We start from the raw sequence: 19,010 nt of genomic DNA, 5'->3' as shown, positions 1-19,010 counted from the left end.
TTTTAGTTCTCTCCCTTTAGTGGATCAAATGCCGTAGTCTCACCTGTCTCTTGGACAATAGAAATTAACTGCTCCTCAGCATGTTGCAGTTTGCTATGGCAAAATTGTGATAGCTCCATACCTTGTTTATATAAATCAATCGCGTTTTCTAGAGGCACATCACCTTGCTCTAACTGACGGACAATTTCCTCAAGTGCCGTCATTGCATCTGCGAAAGTTTGTTGTTTCTCTGCCACAATTATTCCCCCTCATTTTTCGGCAAGATCTTTACCACATCAGCAATAACCTTTCCATCATGGAAGGAAAGTGTTAATTGATCCTGTGGCTTTACATCAACTGATGATTTTAACATTTGATTATCTTTATAAGCTACCGTGAAGCCCCTTGTTAAAATGGCAAGTGGATTTAATGCTTCTAAAGTTCTGACAGTTGCTTCAAATTGTTGTTTTTGTTTCGTTACATAATGAGTTGCAGCACGAGTTAATTGTTGGACATGAGTTTCTAGCTCTCGTTGATGGAAAGCCAATGCCTTTTTTGGCGAGTGCTGCTCTACCGCACTATGTAATTGTTGAAACCGCGCTGTTTTCTTCATCAAATCGACCTGCATGGCTTTTTGTAATCCCGTTTCAAGTTGTGCTAGCCTTTCTGTAAATGGTCGATATAGGCGTTCTGGCATTGACAACGGATAAGATTGTTGGAGCTTATTTAGACGCTGACGTTCTGCCATAAGTTGCGCTCTTACGATTTGATGCAGTTGTGATTTTTGTGTAAGCACCCGTTGAAATAATTCTTGTTGATCAGGTACAGCCATTTCAGCCGCTGCAGTTGGTGTCGGAGCGCGCAAATCAGCTACATAATCCGCGATAGTCGTATCGGTTTCATGACCTACTGCGCTAATAATAGGGATCCGGCTTCCAAAAATCGCTCGTGCAACAGCTTCCTCATTAAATGCCCATAAATCTTCAATCGATCCACCGCCACGCCCTACAATCAGTACATCGCAACTCCCATCGATATTTGCTCGTTCAATGTTGTGAACAATATTCGGCGCTGCTTGCGCTCCCTGTACAAGGGTTGGATAAATAAAAACTTCAGCAAGTGGATAGCGTCTCTTTAATGTTGTACAGATATCTCGAATGGCAGCACCTGTTGTCGACGTTAAAACACCGATTTTTTCTGGAAACCTCGGAATTGGTTGTTTCCACTCAGGTTTAAAAAGCCCTTCTTGTTGTAACTGCTCTTTCAGTTGGTTAAAAGCAACAAACAAACTACCTATTCCATCTGGTTGCATTTCCTGTACATATAATTGATATGTACCGTAGCCTTCATAAACGTTTACATCTCCACGGATAAATACTTGCATACCTTCCTTTGGTTCAAACGCTAATTTTGTGGCTGCTGTTTTAAACATGGTGGCCGCAATTCGTGCTCCATCATCCTTTAATGTAAAATAAATATGCCCTGATTGATGAATTTTGACATTGGATAGCTCTCCCTTTACATAGACTTCACGTAAATGCGGATCAGCATCGAATTTCCGTTTAATATATTTTGTTAATGCTTTTACAGTTAAATAAGAAGCAGATGACATTTTCCCGGCTCCTTTACTAAAATCAAGTTTTTCACAAAACTACACCTATCATAACATTTTTTATTGCGCATGACGTGCCAAAATACAGTTTCGGTTGAAAAAACGACTGTCTTGTATTGAATTGAAAATCTTACTATAACATATCTTAAGATTTCGTATTAGATAAAATATGTCTTTTCGGCGAAATAAACGGTGGAGTTGCGTTTTGACTGAGTGCTTTGCTGGGGGAGCGGATAGAAGAATCGGAGTGGCTGATTTATCTACGGAGGTGGCTGATTGAACCACTAGAGCGACGGTATGAAAATGAAGTGACGGATAAAACTGGCCAAGTAACGGTAAGAACCACCGGAGCGACGGTATGATTTTAGTTTTGTCAAATTGTGCAGCTTATGTTGGAATTCGCCGCTAAAACACGAAATTCCGCCACTAACCAAGCAAGGAACGCCGCTAAAACTTGAAAGAGCCAGAATCGCTGATAAAAGAGTCAGAATAAAAGCGAAACGACGGATAGATCTGCCAGAACGACGGATAAAACAGGCCAAGTGACGGTAAGAACCACCGAAGCGACGGTATGAAAGTCAAGTCCTTAATATTGTGTAAAATTCTATACAATGTTCTTCAACTCTAACTTTAGTTTTGTCAAACTGTCCAGCATATGTTGGAATTCGCCGCTAAAAGTGTGAGTTGCGCTGCTAACCAAAGGAAGAACGCCGCTAAAACACGAAATTCCGCCACTAACCAAGCAAGGAACGCCGCTAAAACTTGAAAGAGCCAGAATCGCTGATAAAAGAGTCAGAATAAAAGCGAAACGACGGATCTATTTGATTTTCTTAACAAACAAGAAAACCTCACAACTGAATAAAATTATGAGGCTTTTACATTAATAAAATATTAATAGAAGCGTCCCTACAAGAAAGCAATAATATGTAAAGTAGCTAAGCTTGCCACTTTTCATAATGCCCATAAACCAACGCATTGCAAAATAAGTCATAAATAATGTCACAATAAATGTCGCAGCATAAGGAATTACTAATGCACCTTTATTTGGCTCATCTAAAAAATCAGAAATCCCAAGGACAACTCCACCAAGACTTACAGGAATATAGAGCATGAAGGAAAATCGCAAAGCGGTTTCCTGTTTCATACCAACTGCAATGGCTGAAATAATGGTTGCTCCTGAACGGCTAATACCAGGTGTTAATGCTACAGCTTGACCAAGACCTACGATGATGGCGTCTTTCGCAGTCAAATCCGCATCCCTTTTCGTACCACGCATATTACGGATTAGCCATAGAGCAATACCTGTCACAAATAGCATAAGTGCTATCGTCGTCATACTAACATTATCCGCAATAACATCGCTTAACAAAACACCTAAAACCCCCGCTGGAATAGAACCAATTACTATGAATATGGCGAAACGAAAATCAGCTTTATAACGATTCTGTCCAGTTTTCAGATACAGGAAAAAATTCGTAATGAGTCGGACAATATCCTCTCGATAAATATAGACAATAGCCAGTAAAGAAGCTGTGTTCGTTAAAATAGCAAAAGTAAAACCTTGCTCACCAAGACCAAGAATTTCACTTGCAATCATAACATGTCCGCTAGATGATACAGGAATTGGCTCTGTAAACCCTTGTACAAGACCGATAATAATATGTTTAATGATCAGTATTAAATCTATGTTTTCCATAAAAACCTCCCTATTCATATGTATGGCCCAAACGTTATATTAGACGTTAAAAACAACGCGAAAGTTCTTGAAATACTCAGAAAATAAACCATACAAAAAGCTACCTCAATAAATTGAGATAGCTTTTTATAAAGAGTCATTCAAAATTATAACTTAACTGTATGTGCAAGCTTATTTTCTGCTGCTTGAACTGTGTTGAATAGAAGCATAGTAATTGTCATTGGTCCTACACCGCCTGGTACAGGTGTAATGTGAGAAGCAATACCATCGATCTCACTAAAGTTTACGTCACCGCAAAGCTTGTTGTTTTCATCACGATTAATGCCAACATCTATAACAACTGCGCCTTCTTTAACATGTTCCTTCGTAATAAAGTTTGCACGTCCAACTGCCGCAATTAATATATCTGCTTGTTTAGTGAATGAAGGTAGATTTGGTGTTTTGGAATGCGTATATGTAACGGTTGCATCTTTTTGTAGTAGTAGTTGTCCCATTGGTTTCCCCACGATATGACTACGACCTACGATGACCGCGTGCTTTCCTGCTATTTCAATTCCTGAATATTCAAGAAGTTTCATTACGCCAAACGGTGTACAAGGCAAAAATGTTTCTTGGCCAAGCATCATTTTCCCAACACTTACTGGTGAGAAGCCATCAACGTCTTTTTCCACAGCAATTGTGGCAATAACAGTATCCTCATCAATATGTTTAGGGAGTGGTAATTGTACTAAAATTCCATGAATATCTTCACGATTATTTAGTAATTCAATTTGTGCTAATAGTGCATCCTGTGTAGTTTCTTCTGGCAGTTTGATTAACTCAGAAAACATACCAATGGCTTCACAAGATTTTTGCTTATTTCTCACATATGTAGCCGAGGCTTGGTTGTCTCCTACTAAAACAACCGCTAAGCCTGGTGTTAATCCTTGCTCTTTTAAACGCGTTACTCGCTCTGCTACTGAATTACGAATTTCTTGACCAATTTCTTTACCATTAATAATTGCACTTGACATAGACCTTAGTTACTCCTTCCAATTTAACACATTTTATTGTTCTGTAAATTTAGAAAGTACGCCATTAACAAATTTCGACGAGCCATCGTCGCCAAATGTTTTGCATAACTCGATTGCTTCATTAAGTACTACTCTTTTTGGTGTTTCTGGCATGTATAAAATCTCGTATACAGCTAGACGTAAAACCGTTCTTTCAATTTTTGGTAAACGGGCAAGTGACCACTTTTCAAGATGCTGCTCTATAGTAGCATCGATTTCCTCTAAATGTTCAACTGTTCCAGTAACAATCTTTTCGTAGAAGACATTTGTTGGTTGGCCTTTAATATGGCCCATTGCTTCTTCTACTGTTAGTTCAGTATTGTCTAGCTGAAACAAAACTTGCAACGCTTTTTCGCGTGCCTCATGTCGTTTCATGTAAAGCTCTCCTTCTTAAGTGGCATTAAGGTTTATAATAGCATAAATTCGTACGAGAAACACGAATTCAAGCAAGTTTTCAATAATCTGATACCTTTTTCAAGCAAGTTTTTGCTTATTTTAACACCCTTCAATTAACTTTATGAAATTTAATGTTAAAAAATGAAAATCCATCATTATTGTTTAAATAACAAGAATGTTATAATCAAGGAAAATAATCTCATTTTCCGAGGTGTTCATTATGCATTATGAAGTTATTTGTACAAGCTGTAAAAGAACTTTCAAGCTATATGAAGGCGAGGAACAAAATAAAGCAATAAAAAGAACGCAAATCCTGCCTATTTTACTGCGAGGATTGTAAATAAAATCGTTTTGATATCATAAGAAATTTCTTTAGCCATTACTAATAGAAGCAACAACGTAGTATGAACAAAAATTTATCGTGCCACCTGTATAACTGCGAACTAATACTTCCACACTTATAAAAAACTGAAAAAATAAAACAAATCTTTTGACCCTATAGTTACTATAGGGTTTATTGTATTACATGGAAATATTCTAGTAGATTTAGATTCATGTATCGTGAAAGATTGAAGGAGAACAAAATGAATAAGCAACAAATTTTAACCTTAAGTATTTTATTATCGAATTTATTCATTGCCTTTTTAGGCATTGGTTTAGTTATACCCGTGCTACCAACACTCATGAATGAGCTAAAAATTTCAGGCTCTGTCGTTGGTTATATGGTAGCAGCATTTGCTATTACGCAACTTATTGTTTCACCGATTGCTGGTAAAATGGTGGATACTATTGGCCGAAAAATTATGATCGTTGCAGGTCTTTTTATATTCGGTTTTTCAGAGCTACTATTCGGGCTCGGACGCACAGTTGAAATACTCTTTATCTCGCGTATGCTAGGTGGTGTAAGTGCTGCCTTTATCATGCCGGCGGTGACTGCCTATATTGCTGATATTACAACATTGTCACAACGTTCAAAGGCATTGGGCTTTATGAGTGCAGCGATTAGTACTGGCTTTATTATCGGACCTGGGATCGGTGGATTTTTGGCAGAAATCGGAACACGCATACCATTCTACGCTGCAGGTATACTTGGATTTTTAGCAGCTATCTTGTCAATACTATTACTAAAAGAGCCGACACGTGCTTCAGATGATGTAGAGTCTGCTCCATCAATTTTAGGCAGTGTAAAACGTATTTTTAGCCCACTATACCTTATTCCATTCGTCCTTATTTTCGTACTGTCCTTTGGTTTAGCTGCATTTGAATCGTTATTTAGCCTATTTGTGGATCATAAATTCGCATTTACGCCTTCAGATATCGCGATTATTATTACGGGGAGTGGGGTAGTCGGGGCCCTTGCTCAGCTGATGTTATTCGATTGGCTGACAAAGAAAATGGGCGAAATTAATCTTATCCGTTATTCACTCATCCTTTCTGCTGTTTTAACATTTGCTATGACCATTGTTAGCCACTATTTCGCAATTTTATTTGTCACATTCTTTATTTTCGTCGGCTTCGATTTAATCCGTCCTGCCGTTACCTCTTATTTATCGAAAATAGCTGGTAATGAACAAGGATTCGTCGGTGGTATGAACTCCATGTTTACAAGTCTCGGGAATATCTTTGGTCCTATTTTAGGTGGGATATTGTTCGATATAAATTTAAACTACCCATATTACTTTGCGACAATTGTTATAACAATCGGCGTAATACTTGCTTTGTTCTGGAGAAAGCCAAAGCAAATTGAACTATAATAAAGTAGCGATACTAATCACTGCTGATCAATTTCCGTTACAACGTAAAAAGAAGGATTGCCCTATAGGCAACCCTTCTTTTTATTCTTGTACGGCTACTTCTTCTTTTTCAAAGTGAATACCTGTAATGTGTACATTCACTTCAGCTGTTTCAAGTGCTGTCATATTATAAATCGCTTGGCGAATTTGAGTTTGTACTTCCTTCGCCACTTTCGGAATTGTATAGCCGTATTTTACAGAGCAAAATACATCAATGGCAATCTCACCAGTTTCAGTAACACCCGATTTAATGCCCTTATTGTGAACTTTTTTACCGAAGCGTTCTACTACGCCAGTAGCAATATTACCACGAGTTGCCGCGACTCCTTCTACCTCGTTCACTGCTATTCCAGCAACAACCTCGATTACTTCCGCTGCTACTTCAATTTTCCCAAGTTCTTCTTTTCCAGAAGGCGTTGGTTGTACGAAAGATTGTCCTACTTTCTCTGCCATACAAATATCATCCTTTCCCTTACACATCACAAACAAATGCTGTACTTACGCTTATTATACTATAAAAAGGAAGGTTTGGCTTCGTAAAGCCGATTTAATTTATTTAGGACAGGTTAACATTGATAAATTCAATAACGTCTCGATAAAAACGAAAAGTGAAAACAGCCGCTACCTCATAAATATATTTTTCACCCTCCCTCTTAGTAAATTAACCAAATTTAATTAGAGTGAATCCTCCCTACTAGCCATTTTGCATCAGGAAACCTAGCGTTGATTTTATCACTTACGACTTTCGATAATACATCAAAACATTTCATCTTTTTCCATTTTAATTTCAATAAACAATCATAATAAGCTATAATTCACTATATATGAATCAATTTCATGAATCATATTTCCCAAAAATATTATGAACAAAAAAGAAATAAATAGTTTCAATTAGGATAGAAGAAAATTCCTTTCATTTTTTTGTTTAGTTCCCACTCCTCCTAATCAGTTAACAGAATTTTCCGTTAATTGATTACAATATTAAATAATTATGTTTAAATTCAAGATAATACTACTAAAAGGGAGTGGGAATTAAAAATGATAACCAAATACAAAGTTTTTATTGTACCTTTAGTTTTTGTCTTTGCTTTATTGTTACTTAACACCAATGTCAGTTCTACTTATGCAAAAAAGCTAGAAGATTTGAGTAACTTTAGTAAGTTAGACACAAGTACAAAAAACACTATCCAACAATACCCTTTAGAAGTTCAAAAGAAACTTGTAACACAAGCAACAGAAATGAACGATGTTTTTAATATTCTCGACAAAGTATTCGGAAGTTACGAAGCGTTCTCCGATATAGGCACTATATATCTATCAAATAATGGTGAAATAATTATTGGATTAACAGGCATTTCAGATGAAAAATTAAATACTCTTAAGGCTTCTCTTCAGGTTATAGATGAAGATAATTTAATTAAATTTGAATCAGTAAAATATAGTATTAATGAGTTAGAACAATTCAAGACGAAGTAGCACTAGCTGTTCAAGGGTTAATTGAAGATAAATCTGTAATTACAGACCTTGATTTGATTGACAAAAAAATAACTGTTTCTGTAGAAGATTTAAAAACAGATGAAGAACAAACAATTTTATCATACCTAAATCAAAATAATTATATAGATTTAATTCAATTAAAATCACATGATAAATCAATGAATCTTCATGGTGAACTAGCAAGAGCAAGGAATTGGACAAAATTAGGTGGAGGAATCCAAATACGAAATGCTTATGATCATCTGTGTACTACAGCGGGGATAGGAAAGAAAGGAACAAATTACTTTGTATTAACCGCTGCACATTGTCTCGATTCCAACAATACTTATGTCAATCAGGATACTGCTACTCTCGGTGTTGTTCATAGCAGAGGGCATTATTCCAATATAGACGTAGGGTTAATCCGTGTTACAACTGCAAGCACAATTACACGATATGCAACAAATTATTTTTATGAGCTTGCAGAAAATAAGATGATTATGATAGACGAGTTACTGGAAGTAGCACACCTATTCAAGGTCAATTCGTTTGTAAATCAGGAATTACAACAGGTGTAACATGTGGAAATATATCTACATTAAAAACAACATATATTGATCCCAATGGTTTAGCACCGGGAACAAGAAATGTAGCTAAAATAACTCCTTTAAGCGGCGTTGACTATTCTCAACCAGGAGATAGTGGTGCAATTACTTATGACCCTTCTACCTATAGAGTAGTGGGGATTCATAGCGGTGGTGGTGGTTTAATAGGTCTTATGACAAGGATCAACGATGTTATAAGTTTATATTCAGATTCAACTAATACATTTTCCATCTATTCAAGTTCTACAGATGCTTTATTAGTAAGTAAATAATCATATTTTTAATCTTATTCCCCCGAACAGACAACGTTTGATACCTATTCGGGGGTTTCCAATTAAGAAGGAACATACATTAAAGTGTACAATTTATGAAAAATAATTTATGAAAGGAAGGGGAGTTCGGTGAAAACTTCTAAAGCTTTAATTATGTTATTTATTTTTACCTTTTTTTTAGTTGGATGTTCCACATATAGTAACGATATTGGCCCAACTATTAAAGGAGAAGTTGTACAAATAGAAGGTGACAGATTTTTAGTAGTTGATAAAGAAAGACCAGATATACAAAAAGTATGGTTTACTACGGATGAAATTTATACTGTACGTGTTGGATTAACAGTATCTGTATGGTCTTCTGAAGTTTCTGCTGTTCCTAATGAAAAGGGATTTAGGGAAGGAACTGCCAAAAAAATCATTATTGAGTAAAATAAAAACCGCCATAATAATGAAGGGAAAGATGAACAATAAAGATCCTCTTTCCCTTCATTATTATTACTTTTTATAATCTTTGATAATCCCTTGTTTTCTTGCGCCATTATCACTGTTAAGTTCATTTCCATAGTCAATTTACCCTTTATTTTCTGCTTCTTGAAAGTACAAAACATTGCTTCTTCTGTAAGGTGAATATTCACTTTATCTTTTGCTTTATCACTTTTAACGGTAGGGGCTTTAACTGCTTCATTATTACCTTTAATCTCAAGTAGAGAAGAATCTTTAGTTTCCTTTGTTAAAGTATTGTTAACAGTATCTTCAAGTACTTTGTTATCTGATTTAACAAACAAATCCATATATGCATTTTTTAGTAATAAGGAGATATATAGGAGGAATTGGACAATATGGATATTCTTACATTTATATTTATTAATATATTGAAGAAGAACAATCGAGATAAAGAAGACAATACAAGCGATTAAGTTAAACATTTATTCTAGGTCTGTGCGCATGATCTTAACTCTAACAAAATAAATAGTAGATTCAATGCATTTTCGCTAACAAAACCGCTCTGAAAGATATGTCGATAAATATAAAAAGTTAGGCGATAAATCCAAAATTTTATTCGATAAATTAACAAAGTTAGTCGATAAATTCAAATAACCTCTCGATAAAAAATGAACAGCAAAGCAATTTTCAAAGGGAGCATTTTTTCCTTATGTTGTGCAATAATCGCTCCCTTTAATGGACTAACTAATCTACTTCTAAAGCGAAGGCGTAGAAAGCGTCGCCACGAGATAAATTCGCTTCCTTTTCATCTTTCCACCATACGCCATATGAATAATAATAAACTCCACGTTGTGTAGGTGCAGTAAAACGATTGTCTTTTACCATTACTTCAGTTTCTTTTTTATCATTCATTAGTACAACATTAAATTTATTTGGTTTTGGTTCGTAATTCATTACAAGAGTTATATTTTCACCAGATTTAACTTTTATAGGTTTTTTACCTTCTAATAGTTCAACTGGTCCAGCAGTATCAACGCATTTATTTGGCCAACAATAGGTACCGAGTGTAGTTTCAAATTTTTTATTATCAATTTCTATATAGACTTTAGGAGGCTTTTCTCCTGACAATCCATTAGTTGTTGAACACCCCATTAAGATAAGTCCAAAAAGAGCTGCTAAATATAAAAAATATTTCTTCTTCATGCACATCCCCCCTAATATTTGAAAAGATAAACTTTCTCTTGTTTAAACGTTTCTAACAAATAATGAATTAAACTGTATAGGTCTTCTATATAAGTTTCAATAGTTATTTGTTCCTCTTCCGAAAAAGTATAGTAAGATTTCCCAGCCCCTCTTTGTTCCCAGACTACAACATTAAACGTTTTTCCAAGCTCGGAATTATATTTATAAATCAGTGGTAAAGCGGCAGATTGTTATCTTCACCAAAAATAGAGATATATTGTTCTGAAGGGCCAATTTTTATATAGTTTGACACTTGAGTTTTCATTTTCTTCTCCTTCCTTACTCTCACTTTGTTCCACGTGTATTTACCGCGTTGTTTGAAATAAGGAACAATTTAGTTTTTGAATTATAGTTCTTCACCAAAATGTATGCTTGGCTGTATATTCCTTTACAGATGAATGCTTTCCGCAGGCACAGTTTTCCTGTACTTGCCACTTTGCTTTCGGTACAAAAACTCGCCACCTTCCACTCCATATTTAGTCTATTAAATTGCAAGTACACATATTTTGATGTTGACCTGAATTATATTCATTGTATCATTTTTCCAAAAAAATATTTTATTCAAGCGTTAATAACTACTTGAGTATATAAAAAATAAGCCGATCAATAATCGACTTATTAAACACCCCAATTCTCACTTTATTAACTTATATAAATTATTGTAATTATGTAGTGTTACTGTCTCTTATCAACAAATAATAAAATTAGTGTTGCCAATGGACCTAACACAAGAGAAAGTAAAAACCAATTAAACCCCGTTCTATTTTTTCCTTGTGCAAGTGCAGCATTGATCAACGCTAATGTACCCCAGCCTACGACATATTGATTATCCATCATCTGGCCCCCTATTTCATTAAACACTGCACGTTTAGTATAGATTGCTTCATATTTTTGATTATAACACATCCAAATAACATACTTCATAAAAGGCGAAATCCGAGAGGTAACCGGGCACCGATGTCCGTTAAACCAAAACGATTGTTATTTTCAAAAACGCCGAGCTGCTTTTCGTGCATGTTAATGATTCCGTAAAAATTGCCAACTCCCATCTTAAATAACGTCCATCATTAGCTCGATTTCGGACGCTGCGTAAATTACGTTGTTGACCGTTAAAGGTTCTCCCATGAATACATATAAAGCGCCTTGACCTTCGCTGTAATATACGTCTGTTTTACGCCCAGTCCGTTCGAGTAGTTTGCGTTGGATATTAATAATACTAACTGCAATATTCATTCCATTTAATCCCCCTTATAATTCCGTTTGTTTAAGCGTCGAAACACATAAGATGATAAATACGTCGACTGGCGATTTAAAACCGGTTTTAACTACGTATAAAGGCGTAATAAAGGCGTAATAAAGGCGTAATGCTTCCTCATTACTTATACCCGAGCAAAATACCGTTTTCAGACAAGATATCTGTAAAAACATTTAACTACTTCCCTCGATGGATCCACGCTGTCTTACCATTGATTTAGGCGGTCATTTACAGGCAAATCGATGTGTTGTTAGTGTGTTCTTCAAGGCTTACTTCTGAAAAATCTTCCGCATTCAACTATTTAGTCACAAGAAGGAATATTAAAATAAAACGTTGAATTAAGTTTAGAAAATTAATTAATTGGAAGTGGTCATCTAAAATGCAAGAAAAATTAAAAAGTTTTATAAACGATCCCTGGTGGTTGATTTCAACAAGTATGTCTGAATCCTTAACGAAAGAGTTAGAGAAAGAACTTTCACTAAAACACATTCTCTACGGAAAAAAAGCTGTAGCAATGGCTAGAAGAGAAGATAATGATGATGTTATTTTTTGGATTAAAAAGCTAAACAAATATGCTGTTGTTCATTTAACATATTCAAAAGAAACTTCAAATGATTTCCCTATTACATTACTATTTACATTGAGTGAGTTAGAAGAATACTGTAAGACTGTTTCAAAATTTTATTAAACAAACGAAAACTAATAAAAGCTTGGCGCACCTAGCTTTCATTGGCCATTGTTGGTGCAACGATCAGTCGTATTCTTTAATCGTTTGTTTGCGTGCCCGATAAGCGATTTGTTCTTTAACGATGATTAGCGCCGAATATGCACAAATACGATTATCTTTTAAACGAATTAACGTCAATCATAATTGTTGGCGCTGTTATTAGCGGTTTATTATTTTCATTTTTAGGCTCATTTTTCATTCAATAGATATTTTCTATATCGAAAATACCGGTACGATGACTATTTTTACGCATAAAAAAGACCCCCTAACGCATCAGTTTCGTTAAAGGGTCTAAAAATCGGATATTCCGTTTTGTTTTATTCCTAATTGTATTCCGCCAACTATTCTGCTGACAAATATCGCATAACTATTGCGCAAGCTTCCCGACTATTAGCCGAGACGGTTAAGCCGCTGATACACCTTACTTGCTTGTCCCCAAAACATCATTCTCTTCTAGGAACTTCGTATTGAATTGTGCTGATTTGAAAACGTCATTGTTCATCAATGCTTGGTGGAATGGAATTGTTGTATTGATCCCAGGACCAGATACTTCAAATTCGCTAAGCGCACGATTCATTTTCGCAATCGCTTCTTCACGTGTATTGGCATGAACAATTAGTTTTGCAACCATAGAGTCATAGTATGGAGGGATTGTATAACCAGCATATACAGCAGAGTCAATACGTACACCGTAGCCACCTGGAGTTACGTAAGTATCTACAGTACCAGCTGATGGCATGAAGTTTTTATAAGCATTTTCTGCGTTAATACGGCATTCAATTGCCCATCCATTTAATTGAATATCATCTTGAGTGAAAGGAAGTTTTTCACCAGATGCAATTTTTAATTGTTGTTGTACAAGATCTACACCAGAAATCATTTCAGTTACTGGGTGTTCTACTTGGATACGAGTATTCATTTCCATGAAGTAGAATTTATCTTCTTGATAGTCATAAATAAACTCGATTGTTCCGGCACCTTCATAGTTACAAGCTTGTGCAGCTTTAACGGCAGCGGCACCCATTTCAGCACGACGCTCAGAAGATAGCGCTGGAGATGGAGCTTCCTCTACTAATTTCTGCATACGGCGTTGAACGGTACAGTCACGTTCACCTAAATGTACAACGTTACCATAGCCATCCGCTAATACTTGGATTTCACAGTGACGGAAGTACTCGATGAATTTTTCTAAATAGACGCCTGGGTTACCGAATGCTGCAGCAGCCTCTTTTTGCGTAATTTCAATGCCTTTTACAAGTTCTTCTTCTGTACGAGCTACACGGATACCTTTACCGCCACCACCAGCAGTTGCTTTGATGATCACAGGGTAACCAATTTTAGCAGCCCATTCTTTACCTGTTTCGATATTTGGAACAATACCAGTACCCGGAACAAGTGGAACACCTGCCGCTTCCATTGTTGTACGTGCAACGTCTTTAATACCCATAATTTTAATAGAATCAGATGAAGGTCCAATGAACTTAATGCCTGCGTTTTCACAAGCCTCAGCGAAGTCAGCGTTTTCAGATACAAAACCGTAACCTGGGTGGATACCGTCTGCACCCGTTTTTTCTGCTACGCTCAGTAAAGCCGGGAAGCTAAGATATGAATCTTTTGATAGCTTTGGCCCGATACAATATGCTTCGTCTGCTAATTTCACATGTAATGCGTCAGCGTCTGCTTCTGAGTATACGGCAACAGATTGAATGCCTAACTCTTTACAAGCACGAATGATACGCACAGCGATTTCGCCGCGGTTTGCAATTAAAACTTTTTTCATGGTTGTGCACTCCTTACTCAGCTTTTACAAGGAATAATGGTTGACCGTATTCTACTAATTCACCGTCTTTAACAAGTACTTCAACGATTTCCCCTTGAACTTCTGCTTCAATTTCGTTGAATAGTTTCATAGCTTCTACGATACATACGATTGTTTCATTACCAACTTTGTCCCCCATTTTAACATAAGCTGGTGAATCTGGATTTGGAGATTGATAAAACGTTCCAACCATCGGTGATACAATTTTATGTAACGATGGGTCGTTATTTGCTTGTGCTGCTGCTGGTGCTTCTTCAGCTTTTGCTGGAGTAGCTGGTGCTACAGGAGCTGCTACAGGCGAAGGCTGTTGTACAACAGGTGCAACTACTTCTTTTTTAGGTGCTACAGTATCAGTAACAACAACAACATTCTTTTTTAATTTAACTTTTGCGCCATCTACTTCGTAAACGAACTCGTCAATCGAAGAAGAATCTACTAATTTAATAATTTCGCGAATTTCTTGAATTTTGAACATTTCTAACTCTCCTTATGAAATAAAATCTACTACAAACACTATTTTATATTTTTTTCGAACAATTTGAAATACTTTAATGCAAATTAAGTAAATATGAACAAAATAAAAGGCTTTCCTTTAATAAACGAAAGCCTTTTCATTATACTGATATATAACAATAGTTTTAAATAAACGGAAAATTCCTATTTATCTTTCTATTTTTTTAATAGTTATTCGCGCTGAATTTTACTTGGACGTCATTTGCGCCTTCCATCTCTGTTTTTACCAAGTAAATAATTTCATTTGCTTGAGCTTTTGACAGCTCCTCCGCCATAACAGTTACCTGTACTTTACCACTATCTGCTCGTACAAACGCATCAGAGTAACCTAAAGATTTAATAAGCATTTCTAACATTGCTTCAGAGGATTCTTGTTTAATAAGGTTATCCATGTCATTATACGCCTTACTTTTTTCTTCTGCTGTGTAATCTTTTGAACCGATCTTCTGTTCTAATTGCAAACGAAGCTGGCTTCTTTCATCACTAACTTGCATGCGCATTTCTTCAAATAAATGACTTGGAGAAGATACTTCCTTCGTCTCTCCCTCTTTCGTTGCTTCTTGATCAGTCACACCCGTTACCGCAGTTTGCTGTAATGCGTCATCTGTGAAAATAGTTAGTCCATTAAATTGTTTTGCTGGATCAACCAAATAATACACTGAGATAACCGCTACTAGACTTAATAATGTCATAAACCAAACTGTTCTTCTACGTACGCGCATTTACTTTTCCTCCTTATTTTCCATTGGAACGATAATAATTCGATGAATCGGCAATTGCATTACTTGACTAACAACAGCACGAATTTCATTTTTCACAAAGATATCTGATGCTCCTTCTGAAACAATTAGCATCCCTGTTACTTCTTTCGTACCTTGTTCAGTTCCTCGAAAATATTGACTGAATAGTTTATTGTCATCCTTCTCAGCTGTCATATCTCCGTAATAAAAATAGACTTTAACCTCCCCAACACCTTTCATAGCCTTCAGTGTCTGCTCAAGTTTTGCTTCATTGGTCATCGATGTTACTTGCCCATTCGTTGTACCCGTTTGATACATTGGTAAAATGATGAAAATTCCCACGGAGGCAGCAATAAGCATTAAGACTATAAATGACGTTGTTTTTTTTCGTTTCTTTTCCACATCACTTGTACATTGCCTCCTTTCATCTTCTCTTTTTCAAGTGTATGTACGCTTGTTTCCTCCTATGAATTGATAAATGGAATCTTTAATAGCAATTGCAAAAATACTAACGTAATAACAAGCTTTGTAAGTGAAATTATTTCTTTATCATCTGTTAGAAACACAAATATCTGACAGATAAAGAGCATCGCTAATAAAAGAATCAATCTATCTCCCCCCAGCCATAACTTGCACAAAAACGATGAGGAATAAACAAGAAAACATAAATGAAAAAGCAATTAGAAATGATACAGCACATAAGGTAAATAGAGACTTACTAACATGATCAAGTAGTTTACAAATATCATCAAAAGCAATTGGTTCTAAAATAGCAGCTAACATTTTCAATGAATACGCGCTGATAACAAGCTGAACTGTTGGAATGAACGACACGGTAATAACCGCTATAAAAGCAGAAATACTAGTAATAGAAGAGGAAAATTGTGTCATATGCTGGAACATCGAAAAACTATCTACTATAAAGGAACCAACAACTGGAATATTTTCCTCTATTAATTTCTTCACAGGCTCTGCAACAGCTGCGCTGACACTAAATGCAGCCACCCCACTCGCAGACATTAAAATGATGTAACAAATTACAGATGCCGAGACGATGCTCATTATGGTAAAACGAATCAATTCGGCAATTCTCGTAAACGAAATTTCTTTAACAATGACACTGCAGACATCAAACACAATGGCAAAAAGCACTCCTGGAATAAGCCATTTACTACTAATAATCGTTAAGACTTGTACAAAGAAAAGTAAAAAAGGCTGCCAAGAAGCAATCGCTGTAATACTGCTAGATAAAAGAAAACTTGAAGTTAGAATGGGATAAAATGCAGTAAATATATGAGCAAGCCCCTGTGCTATTTCGTCTATTAAATTAAATGAACTCACAACAACTGGTCCAATAGTTGCCAGTACAATAAGAAAGAAAAGTATCCTTGTCCCTTTTTCAAATTCTGGTAAAATCATATTTACGATCAAAATAATAATGACATAGCCACACAAAATAAGCGTCATCTTCAGCAATAGAAAAAATGGATCAGTTAAAAACGAAACTATTTGCTCTAGCAATGTCTTCGCCCCTTAGTTTAGCCGTTGTAAAATGGCCGACACCTCCTGTAAAACAGCCAAAAATTCCTTAAACCAGTACAACAAAATAACAATCTTGACCCCATCATAGACAATATGCCCGAGTACTTTATAGCTTTGTTCCACAAGTAAAAAAGACACCCATTGCCCTACATAGAAAAGGCTAGCACTTACTACAATTGCTTTTGCATATGGCAAAAAAGCTAATGTCTCAAGCAATTGCTTGATGAATGGCAATAGGAGTGTAGAAAACAACATACCAAACAGCAAAAACGAAAACATTACACTAATCAGCGCATGGAGTGGCTTTATGACTTCTTTTATAAGCAATAATAAAAGCAGCATGACAACAGCAACAATGACAATTTCCATTTACACTACCCGGAAGAGGTTAGCCATTGAAAGAATGTAAGAATTTCATTGAAAAATAGACGTAAAAATCGCAGTAATTCCGCTGTCATATATAAGTAGGCAATGAAAAATAGGAAAAATGAAAATTCCTTTTTTCCTGTTTGATCAAAGAAGACATGAAGAAGCGCAACTACTAGTCCCACTCCAGCGACTCTTAATACGTCTTGTAATTCCATTTCATACGCCCCCTCGTGTACAGCAATATATGTTGCTACCCTCAAAAAAAGACCTCCATACATACGTATAGAGATCTTAGTATTTTTATGAAATTAATGATGCCTCAGCATTTTCATCTGGAATCGGAAAGAAGTTACAGCAGCTTGGCAATAATGCTTTTCACAGTACCGGGTTGTTTCACTAAATAGCTCTTTTCACCCATCCACATCGATAAATATTCGGCTTTGCCCTGTTTTGCACTTTCTTTACGAATAGTAGTAGTTAAATCATTTTGCAATGGATAAGGTGCTACAACAGCATCTTTCATACGTTCGGTAAAAGCATTTGCTAAGCCTCTTGCTGGTTTACCAGAAAAAGCACGAGTAATTGTCGTCTGCTGCGCTTTCGATTCAAGCAAGGCATTTTTATAAAGAGGTGAAATTTCACATTCATCCGCTACTAATAAGGCTGTACCAATTTGAACCGCTTGGGCACCCCTTGCTAGTGCTTTACTTACATCTTCCTTTGTGACAACGCCCCCAGCAGCAATAATCGGTATGGCAATTTGTCCTACTACTTGCTGCAGTAAATCATGCAAATCAATTAATTGCATTGGTTCAGTGAAAGAACCTCGATGACCACCAGCTTCACCACCCTGAAGGACAACAGCTTGCATCCCTGCTTGTTCTACACGCTTTGCTTCCTCTAATGTAGTAGCTGTACCAATAACATAAACATTGTTATCCTTTAAACGATGAATAACTTCTGCTGAAGGAATGCCAAACGTAAAGGAACAAATGGCGACATTTTCATCAAGAACAGCTTGTACTTGTTCTGCAAATACTTCCTTGGACACAACACTTTGTACAGGTGAAAGTCCAAGCTCATCATAAAACGGTTGTAAAGCCATTCGAGCTTTTTGAAGTACATCGATATCAATACGCGGCTCTTCCTGTACAAATAAATTAACAGCAAATGGCTTTTTCGTTAGCTTTTTAACTTCCTGAATAAAACTTTTTGTTTGCTTCCCATCTAAATAGCCTGCTCCAATAGAACCTAAAATCCCTTCCTCTGCACAGGCAGCAACAAATTTTGGCGTTGTTACACCGGCCATTGGAGCCTGTATTATTGGAGACGTGGTCTCAAAAATTGTTTGTAACATAGCATTCACTCCTTACTATTATTGTAAACAACTTTTCCAAATATGACCACATATCAAATAATAAAAACTCTTTTTATACAAAGAGGTTGCTATTTTTCTGGATCATCACCAAAATGTGTGG

Annotated in this window: 23 protein-coding genes; 4 read left to right on the top strand and 19 right to left on the bottom strand. The window is 36.1% G+C overall.

Features of this window, described 5'->3' with window-relative positions; translation table 11 throughout:
* Positions 1-2 precede the first annotated feature (2 nt).
* The 5 genes from xseB to nusB all read right to left on the bottom strand — a co-directional run bounded on the left by xseB (position 3) and on the right by nusB (position 4,714).
* Positions 3-236, bottom strand: a complete 234-nt coding sequence (gene xseB, locus ACIQZA_RS21190) for an exodeoxyribonuclease VII small subunit (protein ID WP_053483717.1) — start codon at positions 234-236, stop codon at positions 3-5.
* Positions 237-238: 2 nt separating this feature from the next.
* Positions 239-1,591, bottom strand: a complete 1,353-nt coding sequence (xseA, locus tag ACIQZA_RS21185; RefSeq protein ID WP_142507171.1) for an exodeoxyribonuclease VII large subunit — start codon at positions 1,589-1,591, stop codon at positions 239-241.
* 880 nt (positions 1,592-2,471) lie between these two features.
* Positions 2,472-3,287 (bottom strand): undecaprenyl-diphosphate phosphatase, encoded by an 816-nt coding sequence (locus ACIQZA_RS21180; protein ID WP_400936568.1) that lies wholly within the window; start codon positions 3,285-3,287, stop codon positions 2,472-2,474.
* Between the two features lie 146 nt (positions 3,288-3,433).
* On the bottom strand, positions 3,434-4,300 hold the full coding sequence (folD, locus tag ACIQZA_RS21175; protein WP_274068878.1) for a bifunctional methylenetetrahydrofolate dehydrogenase/methenyltetrahydrofolate cyclohydrolase FolD: 867 nt from the start codon (positions 4,298-4,300) through the stop codon (positions 3,434-3,436).
* Positions 4,301-4,333: 33 nt separating this feature from the next.
* Positions 4,334-4,714, bottom strand: a complete 381-nt coding sequence (gene nusB / locus ACIQZA_RS21170) for a transcription antitermination factor NusB (RefSeq protein WP_142507174.1) — start codon at positions 4,712-4,714, stop codon at positions 4,334-4,336.
* 605 nt (positions 4,715-5,319) lie between these two features.
* Between nusB and ACIQZA_RS21165 the strand changes: the two genes are divergently transcribed.
* Positions 5,320-6,489, top strand: a complete 1,170-nt coding sequence (locus tag ACIQZA_RS21165; RefSeq protein WP_402883724.1) for an MFS transporter — start codon at positions 5,320-5,322, stop codon at positions 6,487-6,489.
* A gap of 81 nt (positions 6,490-6,570) precedes the next feature.
* On the opposite strand, the gene ACIQZA_RS21160 is transcribed toward ACIQZA_RS21165, so the two are convergent.
* Positions 6,571-6,981 (bottom strand): Asp23/Gls24 family envelope stress response protein, encoded by a 411-nt coding sequence (locus ACIQZA_RS21160; RefSeq protein ID WP_132356667.1) that lies wholly within the window; start codon positions 6,979-6,981, stop codon positions 6,571-6,573.
* A gap of 585 nt (positions 6,982-7,566) precedes the next feature.
* Here ACIQZA_RS21160 and ACIQZA_RS21155 point away from each other — a divergent pair.
* Together ACIQZA_RS21155 and ACIQZA_RS21150 are read left to right on the top strand one after the other, a co-directional pair.
* Positions 7,567-8,004, top strand: a complete 438-nt coding sequence (locus ACIQZA_RS21155) for a hypothetical protein (protein WP_400936562.1) — start codon at positions 7,567-7,569, stop codon at positions 8,002-8,004.
* Between the two features lie 53 nt (positions 8,005-8,057).
* Complete coding sequence (locus tag ACIQZA_RS21150) at positions 8,058-8,582, top strand: chymotrypsin family serine protease (RefSeq protein ID WP_402883722.1); 525 nt, start codon at positions 8,058-8,060, stop codon at positions 8,580-8,582.
* Between the two features lie 616 nt (positions 8,583-9,198).
* On the opposite strand, the gene ACIQZA_RS21145 is transcribed toward ACIQZA_RS21150, so the two are convergent.
* The 4 genes from ACIQZA_RS21145 to ACIQZA_RS21130 form a co-directional block, all read right to left on the bottom strand.
* Positions 9,199-9,672, bottom strand: a complete 474-nt coding sequence (locus ACIQZA_RS21145; RefSeq protein WP_402883721.1) for a hypothetical protein — start codon at positions 9,670-9,672, stop codon at positions 9,199-9,201.
* A 397-nt stretch (positions 9,673-10,069) separates the two neighbouring features.
* The gene (locus tag ACIQZA_RS21140; protein ID WP_402883720.1) at positions 10,070-10,528 is read right to left on the bottom strand and encodes a hypothetical protein; all 459 of its coding nucleotides are present in this window, start codon (positions 10,526-10,528) and stop codon (positions 10,070-10,072) included.
* A gap of 714 nt (positions 10,529-11,242) precedes the next feature.
* Complete coding sequence (locus ACIQZA_RS21135; RefSeq protein WP_400936861.1) at positions 11,243-11,491, bottom strand: hypothetical protein; 249 nt, start codon at positions 11,489-11,491, stop codon at positions 11,243-11,245.
* Between the two features lie 126 nt (positions 11,492-11,617).
* On the bottom strand, positions 11,618-11,800 hold the full coding sequence (locus ACIQZA_RS21130; RefSeq protein ID WP_400936558.1) for a hypothetical protein: 183 nt from the start codon (positions 11,798-11,800) through the stop codon (positions 11,618-11,620).
* Positions 11,801-12,201: 401 nt separating this feature from the next.
* Here ACIQZA_RS21130 and ACIQZA_RS21125 point away from each other — a divergent pair, with 401 nt between their 5' ends.
* Positions 12,202-12,510: a hypothetical protein gene (locus ACIQZA_RS21125; protein WP_400936556.1), complete on the top strand. Its 309-nt coding sequence runs from the start codon at positions 12,202-12,204 to the stop codon at positions 12,508-12,510.
* Between the two features lie 460 nt (positions 12,511-12,970).
* Here the strand turns inward: ACIQZA_RS21125 and accC are convergent, their stop codons facing one another.
* From accC to ACIQZA_RS21080, 9 genes are all read right to left on the bottom strand, one after another.
* The gene (gene accC, locus ACIQZA_RS21120) at positions 12,971-14,329 is read right to left on the bottom strand and encodes an acetyl-CoA carboxylase biotin carboxylase subunit (protein WP_400936554.1); all 1,359 of its coding nucleotides are present in this window, start codon (positions 14,327-14,329) and stop codon (positions 12,971-12,973) included.
* A 13-nt stretch (positions 14,330-14,342) separates the two neighbouring features.
* On the bottom strand, positions 14,343-14,843 hold the full coding sequence (gene accB / locus ACIQZA_RS21115) for an acetyl-CoA carboxylase biotin carboxyl carrier protein (protein ID WP_402883718.1): 501 nt from the start codon (positions 14,841-14,843) through the stop codon (positions 14,343-14,345).
* Between the two features lie 202 nt (positions 14,844-15,045).
* Positions 15,046-15,603 (bottom strand): SpoIIIAH-like family protein, encoded by a 558-nt coding sequence (locus ACIQZA_RS21110; protein ID WP_142507181.1) that lies wholly within the window; start codon positions 15,601-15,603, stop codon positions 15,046-15,048.
* Complete coding sequence (locus ACIQZA_RS21105; RefSeq protein WP_142507182.1) at positions 15,604-16,023, bottom strand: hypothetical protein; 420 nt, start codon at positions 16,021-16,023, stop codon at positions 15,604-15,606.
* Positions 16,024-16,085: 62 nt separating this feature from the next.
* On the bottom strand, positions 16,086-16,229 hold the full coding sequence (locus ACIQZA_RS21100) for a hypothetical protein (protein WP_166672062.1): 144 nt from the start codon (positions 16,227-16,229) through the stop codon (positions 16,086-16,088).
* 1 nt (position 16,230) lies between these two features.
* Positions 16,231-17,142, bottom strand: a complete 912-nt coding sequence (locus tag ACIQZA_RS21095) for a stage III sporulation protein AE (RefSeq protein WP_402883716.1) — start codon at positions 17,140-17,142, stop codon at positions 16,231-16,233.
* 12 nt (positions 17,143-17,154) lie between these two features.
* Positions 17,155-17,532: a hypothetical protein gene (locus tag ACIQZA_RS21090; protein ID WP_248716406.1), complete on the bottom strand. Its 378-nt coding sequence runs from the start codon at positions 17,530-17,532 to the stop codon at positions 17,155-17,157.
* A 5-nt stretch (positions 17,533-17,537) separates the two neighbouring features.
* Positions 17,538-17,747 (bottom strand): hypothetical protein, encoded by a 210-nt coding sequence (locus tag ACIQZA_RS21085; RefSeq protein WP_012295089.1) that lies wholly within the window; start codon positions 17,745-17,747, stop codon positions 17,538-17,540.
* Positions 17,748-17,881: 134 nt separating this feature from the next.
* Positions 17,882-18,889 (bottom strand): NAD(P)H-dependent flavin oxidoreductase, encoded by a 1,008-nt coding sequence (locus ACIQZA_RS21080; RefSeq protein ID WP_402883714.1) that lies wholly within the window; start codon positions 18,887-18,889, stop codon positions 17,882-17,884.
* Positions 18,890-19,010 lie beyond the last annotated feature (121 nt).

The sequence above is a fragment of the Lysinibacillus sp. NPDC096382 genome, assembly GCF_044762845.1.
Lineage (GTDB): Bacteria > Bacillota > Bacilli > Bacillales_A > Planococcaceae > Lysinibacillus.
This window is presented reverse-complemented; position numbering and strand designations above follow the sequence as displayed.

What these genes read in the sequence shown, in the direction of transcription:
- ACIQZA_RS21130 (WP_400936558.1), bottom strand. Translation starts at nt 11,800, where the DNA reads ATGAATATTGCAGTTAGTATTATTAATATCCAACGCAAACTACTCGAA.
- xseA (WP_142507171.1), bottom strand. Translation starts at nt 1,591, where the DNA reads ATGTCATCTGCTTCTTATTTAACTGTAAAAGCATTAACAAAATATATT.
- ACIQZA_RS21165 (WP_402883724.1), top strand. Translation starts at nt 5,320, where the DNA reads ATGAATAAGCAACAAATTTTAACCTTAAGTATTTTATTATCGAATTTA.
- ACIQZA_RS21090 (WP_248716406.1), bottom strand. Translation starts at nt 17,532, where the DNA reads ATGGAAATTGTCATTGTTGCTGTTGTCATGCTGCTTTTATTATTGCTT.
- ACIQZA_RS21085 (WP_012295089.1), bottom strand. Translation starts at nt 17,747, where the DNA reads ATGGAATTACAAGACGTATTAAGAGTCGCTGGAGTGGGACTAGTAGTT.
- ACIQZA_RS21080 (WP_402883714.1), bottom strand. Translation starts at nt 18,889, where the DNA reads ATGTTACAAACAATTTTTGAGACCACGTCTCCAATAATACAGGCTCCA.
- ACIQZA_RS21135 (WP_400936861.1), bottom strand. Translation starts at nt 11,491, where the DNA reads ATGAAGTATGTTATTTGGATGTGTTATAATCAAAAATATGAAGCAATC.
- accC (WP_400936554.1), bottom strand. Translation starts at nt 14,329, where the DNA reads ATGAAAAAAGTTTTAATTGCAAACCGCGGCGAAATCGCTGTGCGTATC.
- ACIQZA_RS21140 (WP_402883720.1), bottom strand. Translation starts at nt 10,528, where the DNA reads ATGAAGAAGAAATATTTTTTATATTTAGCAGCTCTTTTTGGACTTATC.
- ACIQZA_RS21180 (WP_400936568.1), bottom strand. Translation starts at nt 3,287, where the DNA reads ATGGAAAACATAGATTTAATACTGATCATTAAACATATTATTATCGGT.
- ACIQZA_RS21125 (WP_400936556.1), top strand. Translation starts at nt 12,202, where the DNA reads ATGCAAGAAAAATTAAAAAGTTTTATAAACGATCCCTGGTGGTTGATT.
- nusB (WP_142507174.1), bottom strand. Translation starts at nt 4,714, where the DNA reads ATGAAACGACATGAGGCACGCGAAAAAGCGTTGCAAGTTTTGTTTCAG.
- ACIQZA_RS21110 (WP_142507181.1), bottom strand. Translation starts at nt 15,603, where the DNA reads ATGCGCGTACGTAGAAGAACAGTTTGGTTTATGACATTATTAAGTCTA.
- folD (WP_274068878.1), bottom strand. Translation starts at nt 4,300, where the DNA reads ATGTCAAGTGCAATTATTAATGGTAAAGAAATTGGTCAAGAAATTCGT.
- ACIQZA_RS21145 (WP_402883721.1), bottom strand. Translation starts at nt 9,672, where the DNA reads ATGGATTTGTTTGTTAAATCAGATAACAAAGTACTTGAAGATACTGTT.
- ACIQZA_RS21155 (WP_400936562.1), top strand. Translation starts at nt 7,567, where the DNA reads ATGATAACCAAATACAAAGTTTTTATTGTACCTTTAGTTTTTGTCTTT.
- accB (WP_402883718.1), bottom strand. Translation starts at nt 14,843, where the DNA reads ATGTTCAAAATTCAAGAAATTCGCGAAATTATTAAATTAGTAGATTCT.
- ACIQZA_RS21160 (WP_132356667.1), bottom strand. Translation starts at nt 6,981, where the DNA reads ATGGCAGAGAAAGTAGGACAATCTTTCGTACAACCAACGCCTTCTGGA.